This is a genomic window from Salinicola halophilus (assembly GCF_003206155.1).
Taxonomy (GTDB): Bacteria; Pseudomonadota; Gammaproteobacteria; order Pseudomonadales; family Halomonadaceae; genus Salinicola; species Salinicola halophilus.
Map to the genome: position 1 here is coordinate 1,187,377 of NZ_PZJV01000001.1, position 25,352 is coordinate 1,212,728.

Annotated in this window: 25 protein-coding genes; 13 read left to right on the top strand and 12 right to left on the bottom strand. The window is 65.0% G+C overall.

Annotated elements, in window-relative coordinates; translation table 11 throughout:
- Positions 1-393: 393 nt before the first annotated feature.
- The 3 genes from DOM33_RS05355 to lptF all read right to left on the bottom strand — a co-directional run bounded on the left by DOM33_RS05355 (position 394) and on the right by lptF (position 2,942).
- Entirely contained in the window at positions 394-597 is a 204-nt protein-coding gene (locus tag DOM33_RS05355; RefSeq protein ID WP_110666491.1) for a (2Fe-2S)-binding protein, read from the bottom strand.
- Positions 598-801: 204 nt separating this feature from the next.
- Positions 802-1,866 (bottom strand): LPS export ABC transporter permease LptG, encoded by a 1,065-nt coding sequence (gene lptG, locus DOM33_RS05360; RefSeq protein ID WP_110667561.1) that lies wholly within the window; start codon positions 1,864-1,866, stop codon positions 802-804.
- Complete coding sequence (lptF, locus tag DOM33_RS05365; RefSeq protein ID WP_110666493.1) at positions 1,863-2,942, bottom strand: LPS export ABC transporter permease LptF; 1,080 nt, start codon at positions 2,940-2,942, stop codon at positions 1,863-1,865. The genes lptG and lptF overlap by 4 nt, the downstream gene beginning before the upstream one ends.
- A 383-nt stretch (positions 2,943-3,325) precedes the next feature.
- On the opposite strand from lptF, the gene DOM33_RS05370 reads away from it, so the two are divergent.
- From DOM33_RS05370 to DOM33_RS05410, 9 genes are all read left to right on the top strand, one after another.
- Positions 3,326-4,843, top strand: a complete 1,518-nt coding sequence (locus DOM33_RS05370; protein WP_110666495.1) for a leucyl aminopeptidase — start codon at positions 3,326-3,328, stop codon at positions 4,841-4,843.
- Between the two features lie 210 nt (positions 4,844-5,053).
- Positions 5,054-6,154 (top strand): branched-chain amino acid aminotransferase, encoded by a 1,101-nt coding sequence (locus DOM33_RS05375; RefSeq protein WP_110666496.1) that lies wholly within the window; start codon positions 5,054-5,056, stop codon positions 6,152-6,154.
- Positions 6,155-6,275: 121 nt separating this feature from the next.
- Positions 6,276-6,674 carry a VOC family protein gene (locus tag DOM33_RS05380; RefSeq protein ID WP_110666498.1) on the top strand — a complete coding sequence of 133 codons (399 nt, stop codon included), beginning with the start codon at positions 6,276-6,278 and terminating at the stop codon, positions 6,672-6,674.
- 56 nt (positions 6,675-6,730) lie between these two features.
- The gene (locus DOM33_RS05385; RefSeq protein ID WP_110666500.1) at positions 6,731-7,471 is read left to right on the top strand and encodes an SDR family oxidoreductase; all 741 of its coding nucleotides are present in this window, start codon (positions 6,731-6,733) and stop codon (positions 7,469-7,471) included.
- Between the two features lie 247 nt (positions 7,472-7,718).
- Positions 7,719-8,144 (top strand): DNA polymerase III subunit chi, encoded by a 426-nt coding sequence (locus tag DOM33_RS05390; RefSeq protein ID WP_110666502.1) that lies wholly within the window; start codon positions 7,719-7,721, stop codon positions 8,142-8,144.
- A 41-nt stretch (positions 8,145-8,185) separates the two neighbouring features.
- Entirely contained in the window at positions 8,186-9,055 is an 870-nt protein-coding gene (locus DOM33_RS16455) for an alpha/beta fold hydrolase (protein WP_110666504.1), read from the top strand.
- A gap of 140 nt (positions 9,056-9,195) precedes the next feature.
- Positions 9,196-12,051: a valine--tRNA ligase gene (locus DOM33_RS05400; RefSeq protein ID WP_110666506.1), complete on the top strand. Its 2,856-nt coding sequence runs from the start codon at positions 9,196-9,198 to the stop codon at positions 12,049-12,051.
- Between the two features lie 261 nt (positions 12,052-12,312).
- Positions 12,313-13,026 (top strand): phosphatase PAP2 family protein, encoded by a 714-nt coding sequence (locus tag DOM33_RS05405; protein ID WP_110666508.1) that lies wholly within the window; start codon positions 12,313-12,315, stop codon positions 13,024-13,026.
- A gap of 10 nt (positions 13,027-13,036) precedes the next feature.
- On the top strand, positions 13,037-13,753 hold the full coding sequence (locus tag DOM33_RS05410) for a phosphatase PAP2 family protein (RefSeq protein WP_110666510.1): 717 nt from the start codon (positions 13,037-13,039) through the stop codon (positions 13,751-13,753).
- Between the two features lie 123 nt (positions 13,754-13,876).
- On the opposite strand, the gene DOM33_RS05415 is transcribed toward DOM33_RS05410, so the two are convergent.
- Entirely contained in the window at positions 13,877-15,061 is a 1,185-nt protein-coding gene (locus DOM33_RS05415) for a GGDEF domain-containing protein (RefSeq protein ID WP_110666512.1), read from the bottom strand.
- A gap of 325 nt (positions 15,062-15,386) precedes the next feature.
- Between DOM33_RS05415 and DOM33_RS05420 the strand changes: the two genes are divergently transcribed.
- Positions 15,387-15,794 carry a DoxX family protein gene (locus DOM33_RS05420; protein ID WP_110666514.1) on the top strand — a complete coding sequence of 136 codons (408 nt, stop codon included), beginning with the start codon at positions 15,387-15,389 and terminating at the stop codon, positions 15,792-15,794.
- Between the two features lie 56 nt (positions 15,795-15,850).
- On the opposite strand, the gene DOM33_RS05425 is transcribed toward DOM33_RS05420, so the two are convergent.
- From DOM33_RS05425 to DOM33_RS05435, 3 genes are read right to left on the bottom strand one after another with little or no spacing between them, the layout of a single operon-like run.
- Positions 15,851-16,549, bottom strand: coding sequence for a uracil-DNA glycosylase family protein (locus tag DOM33_RS05425; RefSeq protein ID WP_239495269.1), 699 nt, complete (start codon positions 16,547-16,549; stop codon positions 15,851-15,853).
- 13 nt (positions 16,550-16,562) lie between these two features.
- Positions 16,563-17,033, bottom strand: coding sequence for a TspO/MBR family protein (locus DOM33_RS05430; RefSeq protein ID WP_110666516.1), 471 nt, complete (start codon positions 17,031-17,033; stop codon positions 16,563-16,565).
- Between the two features lie 4 nt (positions 17,034-17,037).
- The gene (locus DOM33_RS05435) at positions 17,038-17,478 is read right to left on the bottom strand and encodes a VOC family protein (RefSeq protein WP_110666518.1); all 441 of its coding nucleotides are present in this window, start codon (positions 17,476-17,478) and stop codon (positions 17,038-17,040) included.
- Positions 17,479-17,634: 156 nt separating this feature from the next.
- Between DOM33_RS05435 and DOM33_RS05440 the strand changes: the two genes are divergently transcribed.
- Positions 17,635-18,705, top strand: a complete 1,071-nt coding sequence (locus DOM33_RS05440) for a metal-dependent hydrolase (RefSeq protein WP_110666520.1) — start codon at positions 17,635-17,637, stop codon at positions 18,703-18,705.
- 166 nt (positions 18,706-18,871) lie between these two features.
- Here the strand turns inward: DOM33_RS05440 and DOM33_RS05445 are convergent, their stop codons facing one another.
- The 3 genes from DOM33_RS05445 to DOM33_RS05455 all read right to left on the bottom strand — a co-directional run bounded on the left by DOM33_RS05445 (position 18,872) and on the right by DOM33_RS05455 (position 20,731).
- Positions 18,872-19,276, bottom strand: coding sequence for a DoxX family protein (locus DOM33_RS05445; RefSeq protein WP_110666522.1), 405 nt, complete (start codon positions 19,274-19,276; stop codon positions 18,872-18,874).
- Positions 19,277-19,306: 30 nt separating this feature from the next.
- Complete coding sequence (locus DOM33_RS05450; protein WP_110666524.1) at positions 19,307-19,915, bottom strand: FMN-dependent NADH-azoreductase; 609 nt, start codon at positions 19,913-19,915, stop codon at positions 19,307-19,309.
- A 102-nt stretch (positions 19,916-20,017) separates the two neighbouring features.
- On the bottom strand, positions 20,018-20,731 hold the full coding sequence (locus DOM33_RS05455) for a C-type lysozyme, inhibitor (protein WP_110666526.1): 714 nt from the start codon (positions 20,729-20,731) through the stop codon (positions 20,018-20,020).
- A gap of 514 nt (positions 20,732-21,245) precedes the next feature.
- Between DOM33_RS05455 and DOM33_RS05460 the strand changes: the two genes are divergently transcribed.
- Positions 21,246-22,169, top strand: a complete 924-nt coding sequence (locus DOM33_RS05460) for a LysR family transcriptional regulator (RefSeq protein ID WP_110666528.1) — start codon at positions 21,246-21,248, stop codon at positions 22,167-22,169.
- A gap of 28 nt (positions 22,170-22,197) precedes the next feature.
- On the opposite strand, the gene DOM33_RS05465 is transcribed toward DOM33_RS05460, so the two are convergent.
- Both DOM33_RS05465 and DOM33_RS05470 read right to left on the bottom strand, forming a co-directional pair.
- Complete coding sequence (locus tag DOM33_RS05465; protein ID WP_110666530.1) at positions 22,198-23,823, bottom strand: ATP-binding protein; 1,626 nt, start codon at positions 23,821-23,823, stop codon at positions 22,198-22,200.
- Between the two features lie 104 nt (positions 23,824-23,927).
- Positions 23,928-24,647 carry a winged helix-turn-helix domain-containing protein gene (locus DOM33_RS05470; RefSeq protein ID WP_110666531.1) on the bottom strand — a complete coding sequence of 240 codons (720 nt, stop codon included), beginning with the start codon at positions 24,645-24,647 and terminating at the stop codon, positions 23,928-23,930.
- 233 nt (positions 24,648-24,880) lie between these two features.
- Between DOM33_RS05470 and DOM33_RS05475 the strand changes: the two genes are divergently transcribed.
- The gene (locus DOM33_RS05475) at positions 24,881-25,342 is read left to right on the top strand and encodes an NUDIX hydrolase (RefSeq protein WP_110666533.1); all 462 of its coding nucleotides are present in this window, start codon (positions 24,881-24,883) and stop codon (positions 25,340-25,342) included.
- Positions 25,343-25,352: the final 10 nt, after the last annotated feature.

Genomic DNA, 25,352 nt, shown 5'->3' on the forward strand with positions numbered 1-25,352 from the left:
CGATGCTATCGGCTCGCCCGCTGTGCGGCAAGTATCCACCCCGGAGGCTAAAAACTCAAGCATAACAGTTACTTACGAAACCCTCTCATCTGCTATCGATTGGCAGGTGAGAACGCGGGTGATAACGACTCGCGCCGCGATGTCCGCTCGATCGGCGGCTTGCGTCGAAATTATCGAGCGTGATCAAGGAGATGTCATGGAGGCGGGAAACGGCTGATGTTGCGCGGGGAGGGGTTCGGGATCGCCCATCGGCCGTGAAGTATCGATCAAGGAACCGCGAGGTGTCGGTCAAGGGATGACGACACGCCGCCCCCAGTGGAAGCATCAATGAGCAGAAGCGGTTGGAGAACGAGCGAGCCGTACCGCAGGCGCGGATGCCGCGAGACAACGGCGCTACACGGCATAGGCGAGATCCGGCGACATCTCGAACTCTCGGCTGATCGCCTCGCGCATGACCTGCTTGCCGGTGCAGGCGCACTTGCCGCACTGGCCGGCGCAGCCGGTCGCTTCGCGCACCGCACGCCAGCTTCTCGCGCCGTCGCTGACGGCACTTTCGATATCTCGATCGGTGACACCCACGCAAAGACAGACGTACACGGCAAACCCCTTGATCGGCTCTGTCGTGAATGTAAATGATTCGCATAGGCACTTTCAACTAGGAATCGTGTGCGAATACGGCCGACTTTCGTCGAGTTGCGGCTCTCGGGTGCCGCAACGCCACCCCGGGTCGCCGTCACGCAAAAACGCCGCGCCCGGAGGGCGCGGCGTGCGTCTTACGAGAATGACGAGGAGCCGGCGGATTCAGCCGGTGCGTCGCAGCAGCCAGAACCCCAGTAGATAGCAGGTCGCCGTGGGCACGATCACCGCCAGCGCGGGGGAGAAACCGAAGAGAACCGAGGCCGGCGCCAGCAGGTCCTGCAGGTACTTGAAGGTCAGTCCGACGATCACGCCATAGAAGATCCGCGTGCCGGCGGCGACGGTACGCAGCGGGCCGAAGACGAACGACGCCGCCAGCAGCACCAGCCCTGCCAGGGTCACCGGCAGCAGAATCTTCTGCCAGAAGTAGAGCAGCGGCTGGGTCGCCTCCTGACCCTGAGTGCGCAGGTAGCTGGCGTACTTCCACAGACTCGTGACCGGCTGGCTATCCAGCGGGCGCAGCAGCCGGTTGAGCTGGGCGGGCGTCAGCGCGGTCTCCCAGGTCTCGCTCTCGCGTCTTTCGACCCGGGTGCCGTCGTCGTCGAAAAAGGTCGTCGCGACGTTCTCCAGCCGCCAGGCATCACCCTCCCAGACCGCGCGCTCCGCTTCCGAGGCCTGCGTCAGCTCCTGGTCGTCGAAGACGTAGCGGCGCACGTTGATGACGGTGTCGTCGGCGCGAATGGTCCCGAAGCGATAGAAATCATCCCCCTCTCGCTGCCAGCCGCCGCCGCGGGAGAGCACCGCATCGGCCCCTTCCGACTGCTCCAGCCGCCAGGCCGCGGCGTGCTGTTCGGTGACGGGGCTCACGTATTCGCCGATCGCCATGGTGATCAGAATCACCAGCACCAGCGGTTTGAGCACGCCGAGCAGAATGCGGCCCAGCGAACGCCCCGCGGCCCGCATTACCGTCAGCTCGTTGCTGGAGGCCATCGTCCCCAGTCCGATCAGCGAGCCGATCAGCACGCCCACCGGGGCGTACTCGTAGAAACGCCACGGCAGGCGCATGAGAAGATAGAGCAGCACGTCGAAGGCGGAGTAGTTGCCCCCGACATCGCCGAGGTCGTTGATGTAGGAGATCACCAGATCGAGCCCCAGCACCATGATCTGCACGACGAGCATCGCCCCCAGCACGTTGCGGGCGATGTAGCGATCGAGACGGTCGAACATCAGCGGCCTCCCCGTTTCTGGTCGCGGCGGGTCAGTATCAGCCCGAGCAGCGCATAGACCGCGTGGATCGGCCACATGCCGATGCTCGCCGGCAGGCTCCCGCGGGCTATCGCATCCTGGGCGGCGAGCAGCAGACTCAGATAGCTCACGTGGAGGAAGATGGCCGGCAGCAGCTTGGCGAAGCGTCCCTGGCGTGGATTGACCCGGGCCAGCGGTAGCGCCAGCAGCGTGAGAATCGGGATCATCAGCGGCATCGACAGCCGCCACTGCAGCTGCGCCATCGCCTCCTCGCCGCCGTCGGCGATCAGCGCCGGCGTACTCATGAGTTCGCGATCGTCGTTGCGCTCCTGGGTCTCGTCGACGGAGAGCCGCACCGCGTAGCTGCCGAATTCGAGACGCTGCCCCGCCGCGCTGCCGGGGTCGACGCTGTAGCGAGAGCCGTTGGAGAGCACCAGAAAACGGCTGCCGGTCTCGGCGTCGACGGTCTGATAGCCGGTCTCGGCCCGGGTGAGGACCTGCGCCTCGGTGCCGTCGGGCCGCGTCTCCCGCTCGCTGATGAACACCCCTTCCATGCGCGAATTGTCTTCGCTCAGACGCTCGGTGTAAGCGGTGCGCCAGTTGCCGAAATCCTGAAAACGGCCCGGCGAAAGCAGCGAGAAGTCGAGCTGACTCTCCTGCTCGTCGATCAGGCGTTCGTTGTGCGCCGCCCCGTAGGGCGTCGCCCACAGACTGCAGGCACCCACCAGCGCGGCGATCATGGCCGCCGGCAGCAGCGTGACCCGCAGCAGTCGGTTGGGGCTCATGCCGCAGGCGACGAGCACGGTGATCTCGCTGTTGAGATAGAGCTGGCCGTAGGCGAGCAGAATGGCGAGAAAGAACGACAGCGGCAGCACCAGCTCGAGAAAGCTGGGCATGTGAAAGAGCATCAGCGTACCGAGGGCGCCCAGCGGCAGCTCCCCCTGCGCGGCATCGGTGAAGTAGCGGATGAAGCGGCTACCCATGATGACCATCAGCAGAATGCCGGCGACCGCCGACATCGTCAGCAGGATCTCGCGTGTCAAATAGCGGAATACGATCAATCTAGACTCCTGGCAACATCCACCCCTGGTCTGACTTCCTATCGAGCGTCGCGCGGCATCGACGAGAAGCCCTTCCGAAAGATTCGAGACGCGCCTCGCGGGTAGCGGCCTAAGGGCGCCGGCGTGCTTGTGCAACCTCGGCGCGCATTGCGTAAACTGGCGCGAAGACCGGTTCGAGTTCGTCCTTCACGTGGCAAGCGCGACGCTCGCGCAAGCGGTCGGATGGCGCGATGCGTGGCTTTTTCTCTCGCGACTTTATTTCTCTCGCGGCTTTCAGCCTCGTCGTCATCTTCGACCGGCGCCATTATCCGGAATCATTAAGCACTTGTCTCGCCGCCGAGACCTGTGACGCAAAGCCAGCGCAATCGTTCATTGGAGACGACATGGAATTTTCCGTAATCACCGTCAATCCGGCCAAGGTCGAGACCGACTGCCTCGTGGTACCGCTGTTCGAGGACGGCGACCTGCTCTCTGCCGCCGCCAGGCTGGATGACGCCAGCGAACGGTTGATCGCCCAACTGCTCGAACGCGGCGACTTCGCCCCGGAACTCGCCAACGTCCAGCTGGTGCCGTTCGCCCCGGGGCTCAGCGGCGAGCGTTTGATGCTGGTGGGGCTCGGCAAGCGCGAGCGCTTCAATGAAGGCAGCCTGCGCAAGGCGCTAGACGCGGCGTTCGCAAGCCTTGCCAAGCTGCCGGTCGCAAGCGCCGCCGTCGCCTTCACCGATGCCACGCTCGACGATCGCGACATTGCCTGGAGCGCCCAGATGACGCTGGAAGCGGCGATCCGCGCGGTCTATCGCTTCGATCAGTGCAAATCGACGCCGATCCCGGCGGCCGCCCTCTCGCGGGTGGAGCTGATCATCGACGACGCCAAGCACAGTGAGGCCGCCGAAGCCGGGGCACGTATCGGCGCCGCCCTCGGCGACGGCGTCAATTACGCCCGCACGCTGGGCAACCTGCCGGGCAACATCTGCACGCCGAGCTATCTCGCCGCGCAGGCCGAAGAGATGGGTGCCGGCTCCGGCGGCAACCTGTCGGTGGAGATTCTCGACGAAGCGCAGCTCGAGACCCTCGGCGCGCACTCCCTGCTCTCGGTAGGTCGCGGCAGCGAAGAGCCCTCCAAGCTGATCGTGATGACGTACCAAGGCGCGGAAGACACCGACGAGGCGCCTCACGTGCTGGTCGGCAAGGGCATCACCTTCGACAGCGGCGGCATCTCGATCAAGGGCGGCGCCGGCATGGACGAGATGAAGTTCGACATGTGCGGCGCGGCGAGCGTGTTCGGCACGATGAAGAGCGTTCTCGCCCTCAAGCCGAAGATCAACGTGATCGCCATCGTCGCCAGTGCCGAGAACATGCCGGACGGTCGGGCGATCAAGCCGGGCGACATCGTCACCACGCTCAAGGGCCTTACCGTCGAGATTCTCAACACCGACGCCGAAGGCCGACTCGTGCTGTGCGACGCGCTCACCTACGCCGAACGCTTCAACCCGGCCAGCGTCGTCGACATCGCCACCCTCACCGGCGCCTGCATGATTGCGCTGGGCGACCACGCAAGCGGGCTCTTCTCGAACGACGACGATCTCGCCCTCGACCTGCTCGACGCCGGCGAAGCGTCCTGGGATCGCGCTTGGCACATGCCGCTGTGGGAGGACTACCAGCAGCAGCTCGACTCCAACTTCGCGGATCTGGCGAACATTGGCGGACGTCCGGCCGGGGCGATCACCGCCGCCTGCTTCCTGTCACGCTTCGCCGACAAGTACCCGTGGGCACACCTCGACATCGCCGGCACCGGCTGGACCGGTGGCAAGCAGAAAGGCGCCAGCGGTCGTCCGGTGGGGCTGCTGACTCGCTATCTGCTCGATCGCGAGAACGAGCACGTCGTCACCGACGAAACCTGATAGCGGCCCGCGGACGATGGCGGGCGGACGACGGTCGTAGAGGGGCTCGGCGCCCCTCTTCGCACCCAACCGTTTGCATGCTAATTTGAATCTCCGCCGCGCGTCGGCGGATGCCATCGTCATCGACCGCAGTCCCCTCAACACCTCATCGAACGACTCGCGTGACGCCGCCCATCGATACGTCGGCGTCACCGCCGCAGGAGAGCCGCAGTGTCCACTCAAGGTTTCGAAGCCCGCCCCTCGTCCACGCCGCTCGACGCGAGTCTTCGCGCCGGCATTCTCGCCAACCCGGGTTTCGGGCGTTACTTCACCGATCACATGGTCCACGTGCGCTGGAGCAAGCCGACCGGCTGGCAGCGCGGGGAAGTCCGCCCTTACGGTCCGCTGCAGATCGATCCGGCCTCGCCGGTGCTGCACTACGGCCAGGAGATCTTCGAGGGCATCAAGGCCTACCGTCACGCCGACGGCTCGGTCTGGACCTTCCGCCCGGAGAAGAACGCCGCGCGCTTTCGCGCCTCGGCGCGCCGCCTCGCCCTGCCGGAACTCGACGACGAGACTTTCCTCGGCTCGCTCAAGGCGCTGCTGGCGCATGACGCCGCCTGGGTGCCGACGCCGCAGAACGATAGCGAAGAGTGCAGCCTCTACCTGCGCCCGTTCATGATCGGCAACGGCAAGTCGCTGGGCGTGAAACCCGCCGCCGAAGTCGACTACTACCTGATCGCTTCGCCGGCGGCGGCCTACTTCAAGGGCGGCGGCAAGCCGGTCTCGATCTGGCTCTCCCAGCACTACAACCGCGCTGCCCCCGGCGGTACGGGGGCAGCCAAATGCGGCGGCAACTACGCCGCCTCGCTGCTGGCCCAGGCCGAAGCGGAAGCCCACGGCTGCGACCAGGTCGCCTTTCTGGATGCCGCCGAGAACCGCTGGATCGAAGAGCTCGGCGGCATGAACCTGTTCTTCGTCTACCGGGACGGCCGGCTGGTCACGCCGGCGCTGACCGGCACCATCCTCGAGGGCGTGACGCGGGACTCCATCCTCGAACTCGCCCGCGACGAAGGCCTGACGCCGGAAGAGCGCGCCATCAGCATCGATGAGTGGCGCGACGGCATCGCCAGCGGCGAGATCGTCGAGGTGTTCGCCTGTGGCACGGCGGCGGTGATCACCCAGATCGGCCAGCTGGTGACCGAAGCGGATCGCGTGGTCACGCCTGAGGTGGGAGCGGATGCGATCAGCACTCGACTGCGCAAGCGGCTGCTGGACATCCAGTACGGTCGCAGCGAAGACACCCGCGGCTGGCTGATGCAGCTGGCCTGATTCCGACCTACGCTGAATGCCCGAGCGCCGACTCGAGCGACGATGACCGCCTGCAGGGCGGTCATCGTGCTTGTGGTCGCCGTGTCACGCTTGTTGCTACCGTTTCACCATGGAGAGACACATGTTCAGCCACGTCATGATCGGTACCAACGATATCGCCCGCGCCAAGCGTTTCTACGACGCCGTGCTGGGGACGCTCGGCGTCGAGGCGGGCCAGCTCGGCGAACGCAAGGGCGTTCAGCGGGTCTTCTACCGTCACGACGGCGATGCCTTCGCCGTCACCGAGCCGATCGACGGTCAGCCAGCCACCGTGGGCAACGGCAGCACGTTCGCCTTTCGCTGTACCTCTTCCGAGCAGGCACAGCGCTTTCACGATGTCGCCGTCGCCAATGGCGGTACGACTGCCGAGGACGCGCCGGGCGTTCGTCACGCCGCCATGGGTGAGATGTTCCTCGCCTACGTTCGTGACCCGGACGGCCACAAGCTCTGCGCCATTCACCGTATCGAGCCCGCCGAGTGAGTCGGACTTCACCGATCGCTCACGACGACAACGACACTGTCCAGGAGAAGAGCCGCATGAAACCCGTGATGATCATTACCGGTGCCGGCCGCGGCATCGGCGCCGCGACTGCCGTGATGGCCGCGCAGAAAGGCTACGCCGTGGCGGTCAACTACCGTAGCGACAAGGCTTCCGCCGACGCGGTGGTCGCCGAAATCGAAGCCGACGGCGGCCAGGCGCTCGCCGTTCAGGCCGATATCGCCAACGAATCCGAGATCGTCTCGCTGTTCGAGACCGTGGATCGCGAGCTCGGCCGCGTCGACGTGCTGGTCAACAACGCCGGCATCGTCGATCAGATCAGCCGCGTCGACGAGATGAGCTTTTCGCGCGTCGACCGCATGATGAAGATCAACGTCGTCGCGCCCTTCGTCTGCGCCCGCGAGGCGATCAAGCGCATGTCGACCACACATGGCGGCAAGGGCGGCGCCATCGTCAACGTCGGCTCCGCTGCCTCTCACCTCGGCGGTGCCAGCGAATACGTCGACTACGCCGCTTCCAAGGGCGCGATCGACAGCATGACCGAGGGTCTCTCCAAGGAGGTCGCCGGCGAAGGCATCACGGTCAACACCGTGCGCCCCGGCGTCGTGCGCACCACCATCCACGCCAGCGGCGGCAACCCGGACAAACCCGATGTCGCGGGCGACGTCATCCCCATGGGCCGCATCGGCGAACCCCAGGAGATCGCCAACGCGATTCTATGGCTGGCCGAAGCCGGGTTCACGACGGGCGCGCTGGTGGACGTCGACGGCGGCGTCTAGTTGAGATCGGGCCTGCGCGGGCGATTGGCATCGTTGCCCGACCCGCGCGGGCCTCGCCTAACCCCGCGTGATATCTCGCTCCTTGCGCGTCGGGCGCCTAGCCACTCATCTCGCTCGGCCGGAATCGCTTTGCCTCGGGCTAGCGCGGCGCCGACTCAGGTAACATTGGTCACTCGCAACCCTGGCTCGTAGCTCGTAGCTCGTAGCTCGTAGCTCGTAGCTCGTAGCTCGTCATCAACGGAATCCCATGACCCAAGTCGATTTCTACATCCTCCAGGACACCACCCTCGACGCGCGGCTCGACTTCGCCTGCCGGCTGGCGGAGACGATCTATCGCAAGGGTTACAAGCTGCACATCCACACTCAGGACGAGGTGATGGCGCGCCAGGTCGACGAGCGCCTCTGGACGTTTCGCGACGAGAGCTACGTGCCTCACGTCGTCGCCGGTGACGAGATGGAGCCTGCGCCGCCGGTAACCATCGGCTGGGAGAGCGTGCCCGAGCCTGGCGTGCAGGCGATGCTGAACCTTCACGACGAGATCCCCGAGTGGTTCTCCCGCGTCGAACGCGTCGCCGAGATCATCAACCAGCATCAGGACGTGTTGCGCACCAAGCGCGCCTGCTGGAAGACCTACAAGGATCGCGGCTACAAAGTCGAAGCGCACAAGCTGTGAACCAATAGGCAGCAATCGTCCATGAACGATGGGGAACGACAATGTCGTCTTATGGATTTCTGGATTTGCAAAGCGTCCGACTGGTCTATCGACAGTCGGGTGATGGCCCCAACGTCGTCTTGCTGCATGGGTTTCCCGACACATTGCAGACGTGGACCACATGTGAACAGGCTCTCAATGCCCACGGATATCGAACGCTCAATGTCAGTTTACGTGGCTACCCCCCCTCGAGTGTCGCGACTGATGGCGACTATTCGATACCGACGTTAGCAGCGGATGTTCTGTCCCTTCTCGATAACCTAGAAGTCGATCGCGCTTTCATTCTTGGCCACGACTGGGGGGCTTCAATAGCCTATGCCTTGGCGTCTATCGCGCCGGAACGCTGCCATGCACTGATCACGCTCGCCGTTCCTCCTTTGTCTCTGTTCGATTCCTCTAACGAGGAACGCCGAGTACGACCCCACAACGACTATCTTGCGCGAGGGGCGGAGTCTGCTTCCTTGCTGCTCGCGGATGGAATGCGCGAAGTGGATACACTTTACGAACTATGGAGCCCCAATTGGTTGCCCCCTCACGCGCATATTGCAGAGGTTAAGAGAGCGCTTGCTCCTCCCGAGGTCGCTAGGGCAACTGTCGATTACTATCGGTACGGCCTGTCAGACGCCGAGCGAAGGCAGCTATTCGTCCCCTTGAATGTTCCCGCCCTGATAGTTTACGGAGACGACGAACCCGCTGTCAGACAGCGTCTTTTCATGCGATCCCAGGAGGCCTTTGCCAAGCCCATTACACTCTTGAGCTTGGCGCGGGTAGGACACTGGCCACACCTCGAAGCGCCCGAGCGCTTCCAGTCGGCGTTAAACGCCTTTCTCATCGATTACCTACTCACAGACGCAGCAAAGTCATCGCTCTAGCTCGCTTGTGGCGCCGTCTCACACCCCACCCTGACGCCACACCCACCCAGCGGTTATAATTCCCGTCATTTTTACGATGCCGCACCCGCGCCAGAGGTGCGTCGCACGTCGTCGTCACCGTTGCCCAATCGAGTCGCTCCATGGAAAAGACCTACCAACCCGATCAGATCGAAACCCGCTGGTACGAGCGCTGGGAGGCGGACGAACGCTTCGCGCCGTCCGGCACGGGCGCGCCCTTCTCGATCATGATTCCGCCGCCCAACGTGACCGGCAGCCTGCACATGGGCCACGCCTTCCAGGACACGATCATGGACACGCTGGTGCGCTGGAAACGGATGCGCGGCAATAACACGCTGTGGCAGGTCGGCACCGACCACGCCGGTATCGCCACCCAGATGCTGGTGGAGCGCAAGCTGGCGGCGGAGACCGGCGAGACGCGTCATGACCTCGGTCGCGAGGCGTTCACCGACAAGATCTGGGAATGGAAGGAAGAGTCCGGCGGTCATATCACGCGGCAGCTGCGGCGCATGGGCGCCAGCGCCGACTGGAGCCGCGAACGCTTCACCATGGACGACGGCTTCTACCGGTCGGTGCAGGAGGTCTTCGTTCGCTTGCATGAAGAGGGCCTGATCTACCGCGGCAAGCGGCTGGTCAACTGGGACCCGACGCTGCACACCGCGATTTCCGATCTCGAGGTCGAGAATCGCGAACAGCAGGGTCAGTTCTGGCATTTCCGCTATCCGCTGGCCGACGGCGCGACGACCACCGACGGCAAGGATCATCTGGTCGTCGCCACTACCCGACCGGAGACGCTGCTGGGCGATACCGGCGTGGCGGTCAACCCGGAAGACCCGCGCTACGCCTCCCTGATCGGCCAGTTCATCGAGCTGCCGCTGGTGGGCCGGCGCATCCCGATCATCGCCGACGAGCACGCCGACATGGAGAAGGGCTCGGGCTGCGTGAAGATCACCCCGGCGCACGACTTCAACGACTACGAGGTCGGCAAACGCCATGACCACGCGCTGATCAACGTCTTCTCTAAGGACGCGACGATTCTCGAACGCGCCGAGGCGTTCGACCTGCAGGGTCGCGCCCTCACTGATGTCGACGTCACGCTGCCCGCCGCCTACTCGGGGCTCGGCCGATTCGAGGCGCGCGAGCGTATCGTCGCCGAGATGGATGCCGCGGGCCTGCTCGAGCAGGTCGAGACCATCAGCAATACCCTGCCGTATGGCGACCGCTCGGGTGACGTGATCGAGCCGCTGCTGACCGATCAGTGGTTCGTCGCCGTCGAAGAGCTGGCCAAGCCGGCAATCGCCGCGGTCGAGAACGGCGACATCGAGTTCGTGCCCAAGAACTACGAGAACATGTACTTCGCCTGGATGCGCGAGCTGCAGGACTGGTGCATCTCGCGTCAGCTCTGGTGGGGACATCGCATTCCGGCCTGGTACGACGCCGACGGCAATGTCTTTGTCGCCCGCACCGAAGCGGAAGTCCGCGACAGGCACGGGCTGGCCGACGACGTTGTGCTGACCCAGGACGAGGACGTACTGGACACCTGGTTCAGCTCCGGACTCTGGACCTTCGGCACTCTCGGCTGGCCGGAGAAGACGCCTGAACTCGAGACGTTCCATCCCTCGAGCGTCCTGGTCACCGGCTTCGACATCATCTTCTTCTGGGTCGCCCGGATGATCATGATGACGCTGAAGTTCACCGACGAGGTGCCCTTCAAGCAGGTCTACGTCCACGGTCTGGTGCGCGATAGCCAGGGCCAGAAGATGTCCAAGTCGAAGGGCAACGTGCTCGACCCCATCGACCTGATCGACGGCATCGACCTGGAGACGCTGGTCGCCAAGCGGACCGGCAACATGATGCAGCCGCAGAAGGCCCGCGCCATCGAGAAGGCGACCCGCGCCGAGTTTCCCGACGGGATCGAAGCCCACGGCACCGATGCGCTGCGCTATACCTTCCTGTCGCTCGCCACCACCGGGCGCGACGTCAAGTTCGACATGGGCCGCCTCGACGGCTATCGCAACTTCTGCAACAAGCTCTGGAACGCCTCGCGCTACGTGCTGATGAACGCCGAGGGCGAAGACGTCGGCCTTAACGCCGAGAGCGTCGAACTATCGCTGGCGGACCGCTGGATCGTCTCCCGGCTGCAGCAGACCACGACGCAGGTCACCCAGGCGCTCGAGGAGTACCGCTTCGATCTCGCTTCCCAAGCGCTCTACGAATTCGTCTGGAACGAGTACTGCGACTGGTACCTGGAGCTCTCCAAGCCGGTGCTGTGGGACGAGAACGCGACGCTCGAGGCCAAGCGCGGTACCCGGCAGACGCTGGTGCGCGTACTCGAGACCATTCTGCGTCTCGCCCACCCGATGATGCCGTTCGTCTCCGAGGAGATCTGGCAGCGCGTCGCACCGCTGGCGGCTACCGTCGCCACGGTCGATGGCGAGAGCCTGATGACGCAGCCGTGGCCGCAGGCGGACGACGCGCAGATCGACGCGCAGTCGATTCGTGACATCGAGTGGCTCAAGGGCGTGATCGTCGCCGTGCGCAACATTCGCGCCGAGATGAACATCGCCCCGGGCAAGCCGCTCGACGCGCTGTTGACCAAGGGCGACGCCGAGGATCGCGAGCGCCTGGAAGCCAATCGTCGCTTTCTGTCGAAGCTCGCCAAGCTGGCCAGCGTGACCTGGCTCGACGACCCGACGAGCGCACCGCTCGCCGCCACGCAACTGGTCGGCGACATGGAAGTGCTGGTGCCGATGGCCGATCTCATCGACAAGGACGCCGAACTCGCGCGCCTCGCCAAGGAGATCGACAAGCAGGACAAGCTGATCGTCGGCATCGAGAAGAAGCTGTCCAACGAAAGCTTCACCGCCAAGGCGCCGGAGGCCGTGGTGGAAAAGGAGCGCGGCAAACTCAAGGACCTTCTCGCCGCCCGCCAGCTACTGGTCGACCAGCGCGACAAGATCGCGGCGCTGGAAAGCTGAGCGTCCACCCGACAACCTGAACCGCTGCTCTCGTATCGCGCCATCCCGCGGCGCCGTGCGCACGCCCCTGCAGCGCTGCAGGCGACAACCCCGTCGACGCCGGCTTTTAAAGCCGGCGTCGCTCGTTATGGGGTTTCTGCAGCGTCACGCCTGGCCGATACCCGCCATTCTCAGAGACCCAACGCCTCGCCGCCAGTTTAGAAACACTGTTCCTTATGAAAAACTTAAATTATACTGGCGCAAACCGTTTTGAGATGTGCCATGCAAGTCCGCCGAATCCTCCTCTACAACGCGCTTGCGCTCGTCCTGATCCTCAGCTGGTGGCTGCCGACCGTTCTGTTCTGGACCAAGCTCGACGACGATGTCTTCTTTTTCTTCAATCAGTTCATCAGTCCCGTCTATCCCAACTGGACGGAGACGCTGGCGGTTCTCAACACGCGCGCCTTCGACAAGGTCATGTTCGGCGTGCTGGTGGTGATGCTCTACGTGGCGATGGTGCGCGACCGCAGCGGCGGCTGGCAGAAATGGCTGGCGACCGGGCTGGTCATGTCGGTCGTCGGCGCGCTGCTCAACGAGCTGCTGCACACGCACTTTCTGATGACGCGCCCCAGCCCGACGCTCTGGCATGGCCAGGTCAACCTGCTCAGTGACTATACGGCGCTGAATGCCAAGACCACGGCGTCGAACAGCTTCCCCAGCGATCACGGCGTCATGGCGATGGTCTTTGCGAGTTTCATGCTGCGCTTTGCCGATCGGCTGATCGCGTCGCTGTCAGTGGCTCTCACGGTACTGGTCACGCTGCCGCGCATCATGGTCGGCGCCCACTGGGTGAGCGACGTCTATTTCGGTGCGCTGGCCATCGCGCTGGTCGTGCTGCCGTGGGTGCTTTGCAACTCGCAGATTCAGCGCCTGATCGATGCCATGGCCCAGGCCTTCGACCGGATCTATCAACGCTGCCGCCCCCATGCCTTCTGAGACATTCGATATGCGCCCAACGCGATTCCACCTCAAACGTATCGTTGCCTTGAACACCACCGGTCTGCTGCTGCTGCTGAGCTGGGCCTGGCCGCATGGCGTGCTGTGGAACGACCTGGACGACCGTATCTTCTGGTTCTTCAACACGTTGATCACGCCGGAGCCCAATACCTGGGACGACGTGCTGGCGCTGCTGAACCATCGCGGCTTCGACATGGTCGCGCTGGCCATCCTGGGAGCCCTGTTCGCCTTGGCGATTCATCGCGACCCGCAGCCGCAGCGGCTTGCACGCTGGTCGGGAATTGGCGTGACCATGCTGCTGACGGCGGGCGTACTGGCGCTTTTCACGACCAAGGGCATCGCCTACGGACACCCGAGTCCGACGCGGATCTTCGAGCACGCCATGCGGCTGACGGACGTGGTATCGATTCCGACCAAGGACTCCGCCTCGAACAGCTTTCCGGGGGATCACGGTCTCATGCTGATGGTGTTCGCCGGCTTCATGCTGCGCTTCGCCGACCGCCAGGTCGCGGCATGGAGCGTCGCCTTCGTCGTGCTACTCAGCGCGCCGAGAATCATGGTGGGAGCGCACTGGTTCAGCGACGTCTACATGGGCGCCCTGAGTATCGCGCTGCTCGCCCTGCCCTGGGTGCTGTGTACGCCCCTCGCGAGCCGCACGGCGGCGGCGGTGCAGTACGGGATTTCGCGACTCCTGCGCTGGCACTGACGCCCCCTGCTCACCTAGGATTCGACGCCGCTGGCATCGCGCCGAGGCCGTCGCACTGATTACCTCGAGCCATGAGTGGGGGAATCGGGGCGCCGAATGTCGGGCCGGGGATGTCGCATCGCCTCACGTTCGCCCGAACGGTGCGGTATCGCCCCCGGCGTCATCGGCCTTTTCCGCGCTATCCGAGAGCGCGGACTTCACGCCGCTGGAGAGTCGCGCCGCGTTGCGCGAGGCGGCACTGTCGAACTCGCCGTCGGCGATGATGCGATCGCGCCCGGCGGATTTGGCCGCATAGAGCCGCCGGTCCGCCAGTTCGATCATCGCGTGAAGACTCTTGGCCTCCACGGACTGAGCCACCCCCATGGAGAGCGTCACTCTCAGCGTCTGGCCGTCGAAGCGACACGGCTCTTGCGCCAGGCGTTCGCGGATTCGTGCCGTCGCTTCCAGGGCCTGGGCGCGCGACGCGCCAGGCAGCAGCGCGAGGAACTCTTCACCCCCTACCCGCCCGATGGCGTCGTCATGACGCAGCGACTCCCGTAGTGCACTCGCAAGATGACGCAGTACGGCGTCGCCCGCGGTATGGCCGTAGGCATCGTTGACCTCCTTGAAGCGGTCGGCATCGACGAGTACCAGCGAGAATGGCAACTCCTGGCGCCAGAGAAGCGAGACCCGCTCGAAGATCGCCCGACGATTGAGCACCAGCGTGAGCGAGTCGTGCATGGCGTCACGCCGATGGCGGTACTCGTGACGGTCGGTGATCGCCAGCATGCGTAGGATCACCACGCAGATCATGAAAAACACCATCGCCAGGCCCACCTCCGACACGATCAGATCGAGTAGCGGAAGCTCCGGCGGGGGTGAAAACCCGCGCTGGTAATGAACCATCGTCAGCGTGATGGCGACCAATCCCGCTGTCCCCATCAATTTGGTCCGCTGGCGCAGCCCCGATAGCATCAGCTCGATTTCGGCAAACAGCAGATAGTAGACGAGCGAGTCGTCCCCCTTGTTGGCGAGGCTGGCATAGACGATGAAGATCAGAAAGCTGCCCAGCTTGAGCATCAGTGCCGTCGCGAAATGCAGCCGACGATGCAACATCAGCGCCAGCGCGTAGGCCACGACGCAGAGCAGATTGAGATGGCCGACGAGCGGTTTGCCCGTGAAGTACAGCACGGGCGCGACGAACATCTGTAGCACCAGTGCCAGCAGATAGATCTCGGCCATGATTTCGAAACTGCGACGGTGCTCGACGGCGAGCGTGTCCGGTGGCGTTGCCAGGCGCTGCCAGACACTCAGGAGCGGTCTCCACATGCTAAGCGGCTCTTTGCGTTGTTATCGTCCTCGCGCCAAGGACTGACCGGCGAACTCACGTCGAGCCGGGGGACGAACTCTCGGGAAGGCGCTATTTTGACTTACCCCCAATTATTACCGTTTTTACCATCGGGTAACATAAGACAATTTCCAGTTTCACTGTCAGCCATAAACGACACGCTTGTCGTCCTCTCTTCCGAGAACCTGGATCGAAGGCGGCCACGGCACGCGACGGGCCCGTCAGCGAGAGCTTTGGTAGGCTGTCGCCGACGTACGCCGCCTCGCGACGCCGTCGTTTCCTCGCCTCACTGACTAAGAGAATTTCGTGCCCTCGTTGCGACTGGACTCCCCCGATATCGGCCGGCTGCTGCTTCGCCTGAGCCTTGGCCTTGCGCTATTGATCCACGGCCTGACCAAATTGATCCTCCCGGCGCAGCTGATCGCGGTCGCCGGCCTGCTGCAGGACGTCGGGCTCCCCACTGTGCTCGCCTACGCCACGCTGATCGCGGAGATCGGTGGTTCGCTGATGATCCTGCTGGGCTGGCGGGCCAGACTGGGCGGAATAGTGGTCGCCATCGACATAGGATTCGCCGTGGCGCTGGCCTATCTGCCACGCGCTCTCGACCTGACGCCGGAGGGAGGATGGGCGCTGGAACTGCCGGCGATCCTGTTCGCCGTGGCGATGACGATCGTGGCACTGGGCAGCGGTCGAATCGCCCTTCGACCGGACTGAAACGCCGTGGACACGCCCCTGGCGGCGCCAGGGGCCACTGACAGTTCGGGTCGTGATCAGGCCCCGAGCTGCTCGAGACGACGATCCAGGAGTTCGGGGAAGCGCTTGAACCAGCGCTGATTGAGGGGTGATGGATGCGGCAGCGGCGCCAGCGTGAAATCGCGGGTCTTGCCGTCAGGCAGGGTCAGCGTGGTGCGATGCGTCGATTCGAATTTCGCCTCGTCCGTCCAGAAGCGTTCGAGATCGGCACGCACCTCTCGCGACTGACCGATGCCGAACCAGAAAAACGCCTCCCGTCCGAGCGTGACGACCTGATCGCCCCGCCAGCACTCGGTCAGCAGTCTCGCCACCAGCGGTTGGAAGCGCTTCTTGACCGCCATCGACCACGCCTTGTTGCCCTCGGGCTTGTACGGCACGGTATTGATCCAGAAGCACTCGTCGCCAACCGAAAGCGACGTCTCGAAATCGGGCAGTGGCCCGCCGTGTCGATGGCGATGGAGTGCCTCTCTCACCTTCTGCCCGCCAGCGCCGACGAACGGCTGACCGATCTCGACCTCCTTGCGCCCCGGGTCGCGTCCGAAGATCGCAAAGCCGGCGTCTCGTGGGCCGAGACCGACGATGGGCTCGCCGGGATCGCGGTCGAACTGGCGATAGACGGCGCGATCCAGGCGCTCGAGATCGGCGGCTTCACGGCGCAGCTCACGCTCGATGCCGGCAGGCAATGAATGACCGGCGTGGGCGGCAGCGGTAGACAAGATGACCTCTCGATCAGGCGGGGAAGTTGAGAATCAGCAGCGAGGCGTTGAGATAGACGGCAAAGCTCACCCAGACGAGGTACGGCACCATCAGCCAGAAAGCCAACGGGGAGTCGCGCCGGAACGTCATCAGCGTCCACACGATCAGCATCCAGAGCGCGAGCAGATCGAGCAGGCCGAGCACCATCCAGTTCAGGCCGAAGAAGAGGACCGACCAGAGTGCGTTGGCGACGAGCTGGGCGACGAATGGCGTCAACGCGCGGCGACGCTCGCCGGCGGGCGTGACCCGCGTGACCCGCCAGGCAGCCACGGCCATCAGCAGATAGAGCAGCGACCAGGCAGTGGGGAACAACCAGTTCGGCGGCGTCAACGCCGGCTTGTCGAGCGCGGCGTACCACTCACCGGGCGGCGTGAGAATGCCGCTGCTGGCGGCGATCGCCACCAGCAGCAGCCAGCCGAGAAAAACGGCGAGAGAGCGGCTCATCGACTTACCACTCGCCGGTGTTGGGCATCGAGGCCCACGGCTCCTGCGGTTCGCGGGCGTCGCCCTTCTGCAAAAGCTCGATGGAGATGCCGTCCGGAGAGCGAACGAACGCCATGTGCCCATCGCGGGGCGGACGATTGATGGTCACGCCGGCGGTCTGGAGCTTATCGCAGAGTGCATAGATGTCATCGACGCGATAGGCCAGATGGCCGAAATTGCGCCCGCCGGTGTAGGTCTCCGGGTCCCAGTTGTAGGTCAGCTCGACCATCGGCGACTGCTCGGCCTCGGCCCGCGGTCGGTCTTTCGGCGTGGCGAGAAAGACCAGCGTGAAGCGCCCCTTCTCGCTCTCCTTGCGGCTCACCTCTTCGAGGCCGAGCAGATCGCAGTAGAAATTCAGCGAGGCGTCCAGGTCGCTGACGCGCACCATCGTGTGTAGGTATTCCATGCCGATTTTCCCTTGGGTCAGTGGGTTGGAGACATTCAGGGTAGCTCACGGCACGGCGTTGATGAATGGCGACTCGACGTCGCAGGCCGGCTTCACCAAACTCAGAGCGAGTCGGCGCCACATAGCGCGCCCACCTGCCAGTTCAAGGAATGCCGAATGGACTCACTCACCCAAGCCTGTCTCGGCGCCGCCGTCGCCGGTGTCGTCATGCCCCGCCTCGGCCGCCGCGGACTGCTACTGGGCGCCGCGCTCGGCACCCTTCCGGATCTCGACGTGGTGATCGACTACGGTGACGCGGTCGCCGACTACACCCTGCATCGCAGCTTCAGCCACTCGCTGTTCGTGCTCACCGGTCTGGCCACCCTGCTGGCCGGCGGGACACGACTGTGGGGACGAACCCGCGCGCTCGCCACTTTCGGTCACTGGTGGTGTCTTTTCACGCTCTGCCTGGTGACGCACCCGCTGCTCGACGCCTTTACCACCTACGGCACGCAGCTGCTCTGGCCGATTCCCATGCGCCCCATCAGCTGGAGCAGCCTGTTCATCATCGACCCGCTCTACACGCTGACACTGCTAGTGGGCATCGTCGCCTTCATGATTCGTCCGCGCTATCACCGCACGCTGGTCGCGTGTCTCGGCGCGTCGTGTCTCTACATCGCCTTCAGCCTGTGGGCGCAAGCAAGCGTCGAATCCCGGATCGCACGTGAACTCGCCGAACGTGGCATCGAGCCCGTCGATGTCCTGGTTCAGTCCGCCCCGTTGACGGCCCTGCTGTGGCGGGTGACCGCGGTCGCCGACGGCGTCGCCCTGGAGGGCTGGGCGAGCGTCTTCGACGGCGACGCCCCCATCGCGCTGACGCCCTGGCCGCTGGGCGAGCGCTGGCGCGGGGCCGCCCAAGCGACCGCCAACGGCCGCCGCCTGGCCTGGTTTGCCGCGCCCTACCTGCGCTATCGCGTCAGCGACGCCGGGCCGAACGCCGAGCGGCTGGAAGCCACCGACATCCGCCTCGGCCTGCCCGGTACGCACCCGTTCGTGTTCGCCCTCGCCGAGCGCGAAAACGGCGGCGAGTGGCGCGCGATCCCGAGCGAGCGCGACAGCGAAGGTCGCCCCGACCTCGACGTGCTGCGCCGATTGTTCGCGCGAATCTTCGACCCCGACGTCGTCCCGGTGCCGCCTCCCCCGGCCCCTGAGATCGGCGGCGAGACGGCGACCGACGCGTTGCGCTGATGGCGGGCCGGCGCCGTCGTCGACCGGGTTCCGGCGTCGACGCGTCGCGACGGCTCGCGGCTCTCCTGCGCCGGTTCTGCGAATCCAACGAAAACCGCCCGGCACCATTGCGATACCGGGCGGTCGTGGGCGGCACTACCTGACACGCTATTCGACGCTTGCGACATCAGTCCGGTTGGATCGCGAACCGGCCACTGCCGAGCAGCATCACGGCGAGGCCGGCCGCGAAGAACATCGCCTGCAGTTCCAGCGTCCAGCCGCCCTGGTCGTTGAGCGTCCAGAGATCGCCCAGATGCACGAGCACCACGGCGACGACCATGTTGCCGGCCATCAGCAGACCGCCGATGCGCGAGCACACGCCAAGAATCGCCATCAGCGGTCCGACGATCTCCCCCAGCAGCACGGCGTAGGCGAGAGACGTCGGCAGGCCGACCTCCGCGAGCGTACTGCCGAGCCAGTCGAAGCTGCCCGGGTTGAGCACCTTGTTGATGCCGTGAAGCAGCATGGTGATGCCCACCGCGAGGCGCAGAATCAGTTTGCCCAGGTCGTCATTGTGCAGTCTTCGAAGCATGGCGGAGGTTTCCGAGTGGGGAGCCAGAGCTCAGAGGTGACCGTCGATGAAGCCCGCGATGTCACGCTCGGCGGCTTCGAGCGCCTGTGCCTTCTGCGCGTCGCCCATGTTGAGGCCCTCGGCGTAGATCGCCTCGACGTCGCCGATACCGATCAGCTTGAGCATGTGGCGCAGATGCGGCGTCTGGGAATCCATCTCGGAGCCGGCGTACTGGCCACCGCGAGCGGCGAGGATCAGTCCGGATTTGCCCTCGAGCAGCCCCACCGGGCCGTTCTCGGTATAGCGGAAGGTGCGACCGGCGCGCAGCACGCGGTCGAACCACGCTTTCAGCTGGCTGGGAATACCCAGGTTGTAGAGCGGCACGGCGATCACGATCAGATCGCTCTGCTCGACCTCGGCGAGAACCACCTCGGAGCGCTCGGCCAGCGTGCGCTGCGCCGCGCTGCGCTCTGCCGGGTCGGTCATCCAGCTCTGTATTTCCTCGGCGTCGAGATGGGGCAGCGGCTCGGCCACCACGTCGCGCTCGATGAGCTCGACGTCGCGACCGTCGAGCGCGGCCTTGAAGCGCGCGGCGAGGCCGCTGGACTGGCCGTTTTCGCCGAACAGCGAACTGGTGATCAGCAGGATACGTTTTGACATGTCGATCCCCTTGGGAGGGTGAGTGGGAATGCCGGCATTATTCATTGCACGTAACGAGAATAAAACGGTGTTTTTTAGCCGGCATCGTTCGATTTTTTCGTCTTATTGCGCGGCTTCCACGCCCTGACCGCACCCCTTCCACGACTGACGGCCGTAGCGCAGCGTCACCGTGGCCGGCCAGGGCTTGCCGCTCATGCTGTCGAAGCACGCCTTGGCGGTGAGGTGCATTTCGAGCGGACGACGCCCGCTATCGCTGACCAGCACCATTTCGGCATCGGCACCGTTCTTCACCGACGCGACGCGGTAGTCGAAGGTGTCCTTGGCCTGGCCGTAGTCAGAGACCAGCGTCAGGGTGGTCGTACGGCGGTCCAGCGAGACGCTCCACCCCGGCTCGCTGCCACTGGCGTAGAAAATGCTTTCGGGTCGATCTTCGCGGGTGAGGGTCGTGCGCTCGCCGGCGAGCGTGCAGACGAGGCGTGCGCTGTCGCTCTCGACCAGCGCATCGCGACCCATGCGGGTGAACGAGAGCCCGCCTTTGGCGTAGCGCGGGGAGGCACCGTCGACCGCCGCCAGGGGGAGCTGGGTCCCGCCCTGCCCGGTCCAGAGCCGCAGGCGCCGAGCGTCCGGCGAGGTGGTGACCAGATCGCGCGAGGGCGTGCAGCGCCAGGCCGAGAAGGTGTCACCGCCGTCGGCGAAGAAGAGACTCGGCAGCAGCGGCGACTTCGGGGCGTCATCGGCGACCGCCAGCGGCGCGGTGGCGTCGACGTCGCGCGTCGCGCTACCCGAGCAGCCCGTCAGCAGGGCGGCCAGCGCCACGGCCGCGGTCGCCAGCAGCGGGACGCGTCGCCGCGTTGTCCGCGTCCCCTCAGCGACGCCAGGAAAAGCCCTGAACAGGAAAGCCCTGAAAGGGGAAGTCCTGAATGAGGAAGCACTGACCGGGGAGGCAGTGAAGGAGAAAGGGACGCCGACGATGGGCGTCGTATCGACGGTGTGCGTCTTGTTCGACATGCATTGGGTTCCCGAGCGGATTCGATCCCGCCTGCGCGGCGGCCGCGCTCGCCGAGCGCGCAGACAAAAAAGCGCACCGCGACATCGATCGCGGCGCGTGGCAAAGCCTATCACGCAGCGTTCGGCGCGACTCGCACGCTCACGACACCGCTCGGTAACCGTTCGGCTTAGCGGGTCCTGCGTGCGCCCCCTATCGTCAAGAGTGGGGTCTGCGTAGGTTAACGGGTAGAATCGCGGTCTCGTCCGCTCGGCAGGCCTGTCCCGCCGTCGCCAATCCTCGAACCCGACGCGTTTACCGACCCAAGTGAACCCAATTCATAGCATGCTCGAACTTCGTCATCTGCGTACGCTGATCGCGCTGCGCGACACTGGCTCGCTCGTCGAGGCGGCGGAACGGGTGCACCTGACGCAGTCGGCACTGTCGCACCAGATCAAGGATCTCGAGTCCCGGCTCGGGATGCCGCTGTTCACCCGCAAGACGCGCCCGGTCGTTTTCACCCGCGCCGGCGAACGACTGCTGTCGCTCGCGGAGCAGATCCTGCCTCAGCTGCGGCTCGCCGAGCGCGACCTGGCCAGACTCGCCGGCCACGAGCAGGGACGCCTGCACATGGCGATCGAGTGCCATAGCTGCTTTCAGTGGCTGATGCCGACGGTGGATCACTTTCGCGACCACTGGCCGGAGGTGGAGGTCGACATTCCCAGCGGGCAGAACTTCGATCTGCTCCCCGGCCTCACCCGGGAAGCGCTGGATCTGGTGATCACCGACAATCCGCAGCCCCTGCCCGGGGTGCACTATGCCCCGCTCTTTCGCTACGAGGGCCTGCTCGCGGTCTCCAATCACCACACGCTGGCAAACAAGGCTTGGGTCGAGCCCCATGAGCTCATCGAGGAGACGCTGATCGTCTATCCGGTGGATCACTCGCGCCTGGATATCTTCACCCAGTTTCTCGATCCGGCGAGCCAGCAGCCCCGCGAGATTCGAAGCGCGGAGCTGACGGTGATGATGATGCAGCTGGTCGCTAGCGGGCGCGGCGTGTGTGCCCTGCCCAACTGGGCACTGACGGAGTACCTGGAACGGGACTACGTCAAGGGACTGTCCCTCGGCCGCGAGGGCGTGTGGAGCACGCTCTACGCGGCGATCCGTGAGGAGAGCCGGGATCTGCCGTGGATGCAGGACTTCGTACGGACCGCTCGGGAGACGTCGTTCGCCGTGCTCAGCGGGATCAAGCCGGCGAGCGAGACCTGAGCGAAGCCGCGGCGAGGCGCAAGCCGTTTCAGGTCTCGTCGGTGAGCGGGCAGATCGATTCGCGACCGTGTAGCGGCAGCAGCAGACTGAACCGCGCCCCGCCGAGCCGCTCGCTGCGGTCGACGACGACGTTGCCGCCGTGCCACGCCATGATCTTCTGCACGATGGAGAGACCCAGCCCGTAGCCGCCGGAGCGCCGCGTCCGACTGTCATCGAGCCGTGCGAAGGGCTTGAAGATGGTCAGACGCTCCTGTTCCGGCACGCCGGGGCCATCGTCCTCCACGTCGATACGGATCGCCCGCGGTTCGCGATGGACGGTCAGCGTCACGCGCTGTTCGGCGTGCCGGCAGGCGTTGGCGACCAGGTTCTGCACCGCCCGCTGTAGATAGCGCGGTTCCGCCTCGACCTCGAGCTCCGGCCCTTCGGCGACCGCCAGTGTCAGATGAGGGTGCAGCGGACTGAGCGTCTCCACCACGCGCTGGGCGACGGCACGACACTCGAGACTCTCGGTCTTGAGGCTCATGCCCTGGGCGTTTTCGCTGTCGAGCTTGGCGTAGGTGAGAATCTCGTCGATCAGTCGATCGAGTTCGGCGATATCCTCGTCGATGCCCTCGAGCTGACGCCGGGCACTGTCGTCGCGGCTCAGGTCCTCGAGCATCTGCACCGCGAAGCGAATCCGCGCCACCGGCGTGCGAAGTTCGTGCGACACGGCGCGAATCATCTCCTGCTGGCTTCGCAGCAGCGACTGCACCTGCACCGCCATTCCGTTCAACGCCATGCCCAGCCGGCCCAGAAAGTCGCTGCCGTCCACCCGCACGCGAGCGTTGAGCTGACCGCCAGCGATGCGCGTCGCCGCTCGCTCGAGCCGGGCGACACGCCCCTCGATGCTCCAGACGATGAGATAGATCGCGCCCGCCAGCGTCACCAGTACGGTAATCAGCAGCGCCAGGGCCAGCGACAGCGGCATCGACTCGAAACTCGGCAGCGGCCCGATGTGCAGCCAGCGATCCGTCCCTACCCGAGCGTGGATGTGCAGCGTGCTCAGACTGGGATCGAGCCGTACCACCACCTCGCCCGCCGCCAGCCGCGTGGACTGGATCGGGTCGACATCCCCAGGCGCCATGTCCGAGAGCGTTACCGGCACGTGGAACTGACGCTGTACCCGCTTCAGGCGCTGACGCTGAACCTGGGCCGACTCGCCGCTGAGCCAGCTGCGCAGCACCTCGGTAATGCCGCGCAGCTGCATCTCGTTGAGCGAGTTGATCTTCGCCGCCAGCACCCAGTCCGAATGGGGCAGTTGGTAGAGCGAACGCCAGCCGTCATCGGCGGACTCGATCACCGGCCGGGCGTCGGCGAGCCGCGCGCGCTCGAAGTACCCCAGCGACAGCTCGTCGAGTTCGAAAAGCCCAAGCGGCATCCCCAGCGTCGAGGCCATCGAGGCCAGCCAGTCGTCGCGCTTCTCCAGAGGTTGACGCGAGACGAGATCGGATAGCAGCGCCAGCGGGCCACTCACCAGACTCTCGCGATACTGCTCCTGGCGTACCTTGTCGACCATGAGAAACCCGAGCAGGGCCAGACCGAAGGTAATGACCAGCGCTGCGAGCAGCGCGAGATAAAAGCGCAGGAAAGTGCTGTCGGTGAACGTTCGCCGCATGACTACTCTCGCCTTGGGGGGTCGCGAAGGCGCTATCGTGCCCGGACTCGCTCGCTGGGTCGAACCGCGTCGAATGCGGCGGCGACGCGGGTCGCCGCCGGCGCTCAGCTGTCGCGCACGAACAGGTAGCCCTTGCTGCGTACGGTCTTGATGCGGTGAGGATGGTTGGGATCGTCGCCGATCTTGGGACGAATGCGCGAGACACGCACGTCGATCGAGCGGTCCTGGCCGTCGTACTTGATGCCGCGCAGCTGGGAGAATATCTCCTCCCGGGTGAGTACCCGCCCGGCGTTGTCCGCCAGCAGCCAGAGCAGATCGAACTCGGCGCTGGTGAGATCGATACGCTCGTCTTCGAGCCAGGCTTCCCGGGTCGCGCTGTCGACGATTAGATTGTCGAAGGTCAGGCGCGTTGCCCCGCTGGCGGAAACGAGACTGTCGGCGCGGCGCATCAGCGCCCGCATGCGCGCCAGCAGCACCCGGGGCTGCACGGGCTTGGGCACGTAATCGTCGGCCCCCATCTCGAGCCCGAGCACCTGATCCATGTCATCGGTACGCGCGGTCAGCATGAGGATCGGACCGGCGTAGTGCGGCCGCGCGCGGCGGCAGATCGACAGGCCGTCCTCGCCCGGCAGCATGAGATCGAGGATCACCATGTCCGGCTGCTCCTCGATGATTCTTTCCACCCCGTTGGCGCCATCGTGTTCGAGCCCGACCTGGAAGCCGTTGGCCTCCAGATACTCCCGCGTGAGATGGGCCAGACGTTCATCGTCTTCGATGATCAGTACGCGATCTTGATGTGCAGTGCTGTCCAAGCTGTCTTCCATCCCTATAGTTGGCCTCGAAACCCTGCATACCGTCGATTCGTTATTATGTCGCGGCGGTTCGTGCCACCGCTGGATTCGCGTCGCACCTCGACCATTCTCGGCACACCCTGGTGCCGTGCCCCATCTGTCGAATCTGGCGTGCGTCGGCTCTGCAACGCAGAATAGAACGCATGATACCCGAATTGTTCCGCTGATAGATTCCTACGTAAACACGTCTTTCATCTGATTACGATATGCAAACCGACTTCCTCCACGCCCGGCGCGACGCCCTCGACGATGCTTCTGCGTCTCGCGTACTGACCATTGCCGCTGCCATCGTCGTCGACGGTGGTCGTTTGCTGCTGGTGAGAAAGCGCGGGAGCCGACACTTCATGCAGGCCGGTGGCAAGATCGAGCCCGGCGAGGCCGCGGAGGCCGCACTCGCGCGTGAGGTCTTCGAGGAGCTGGGCGTGCCCATCGCTGAGTGCGAAGCGCTGGGTCAGGCGAGCGCCACGGCTGCCAACGAGGCGGGCTATCGGGTCGACGCCCACCTTTACTGGGTAACGCTCGCAGGCGTCGCGAGGGCCGCGGCCGAAATCGAGGCGCTACGCTGGGTCACCCTCGCCGAGGCCGAGACCCTGACGCTGGCGGCGCTGACCCGGGAGACGGTCCTGCCTATCGTCGCCGAGCGACTCGCGCCGTTTGGCACGCCCTAGCGCCGCCTCG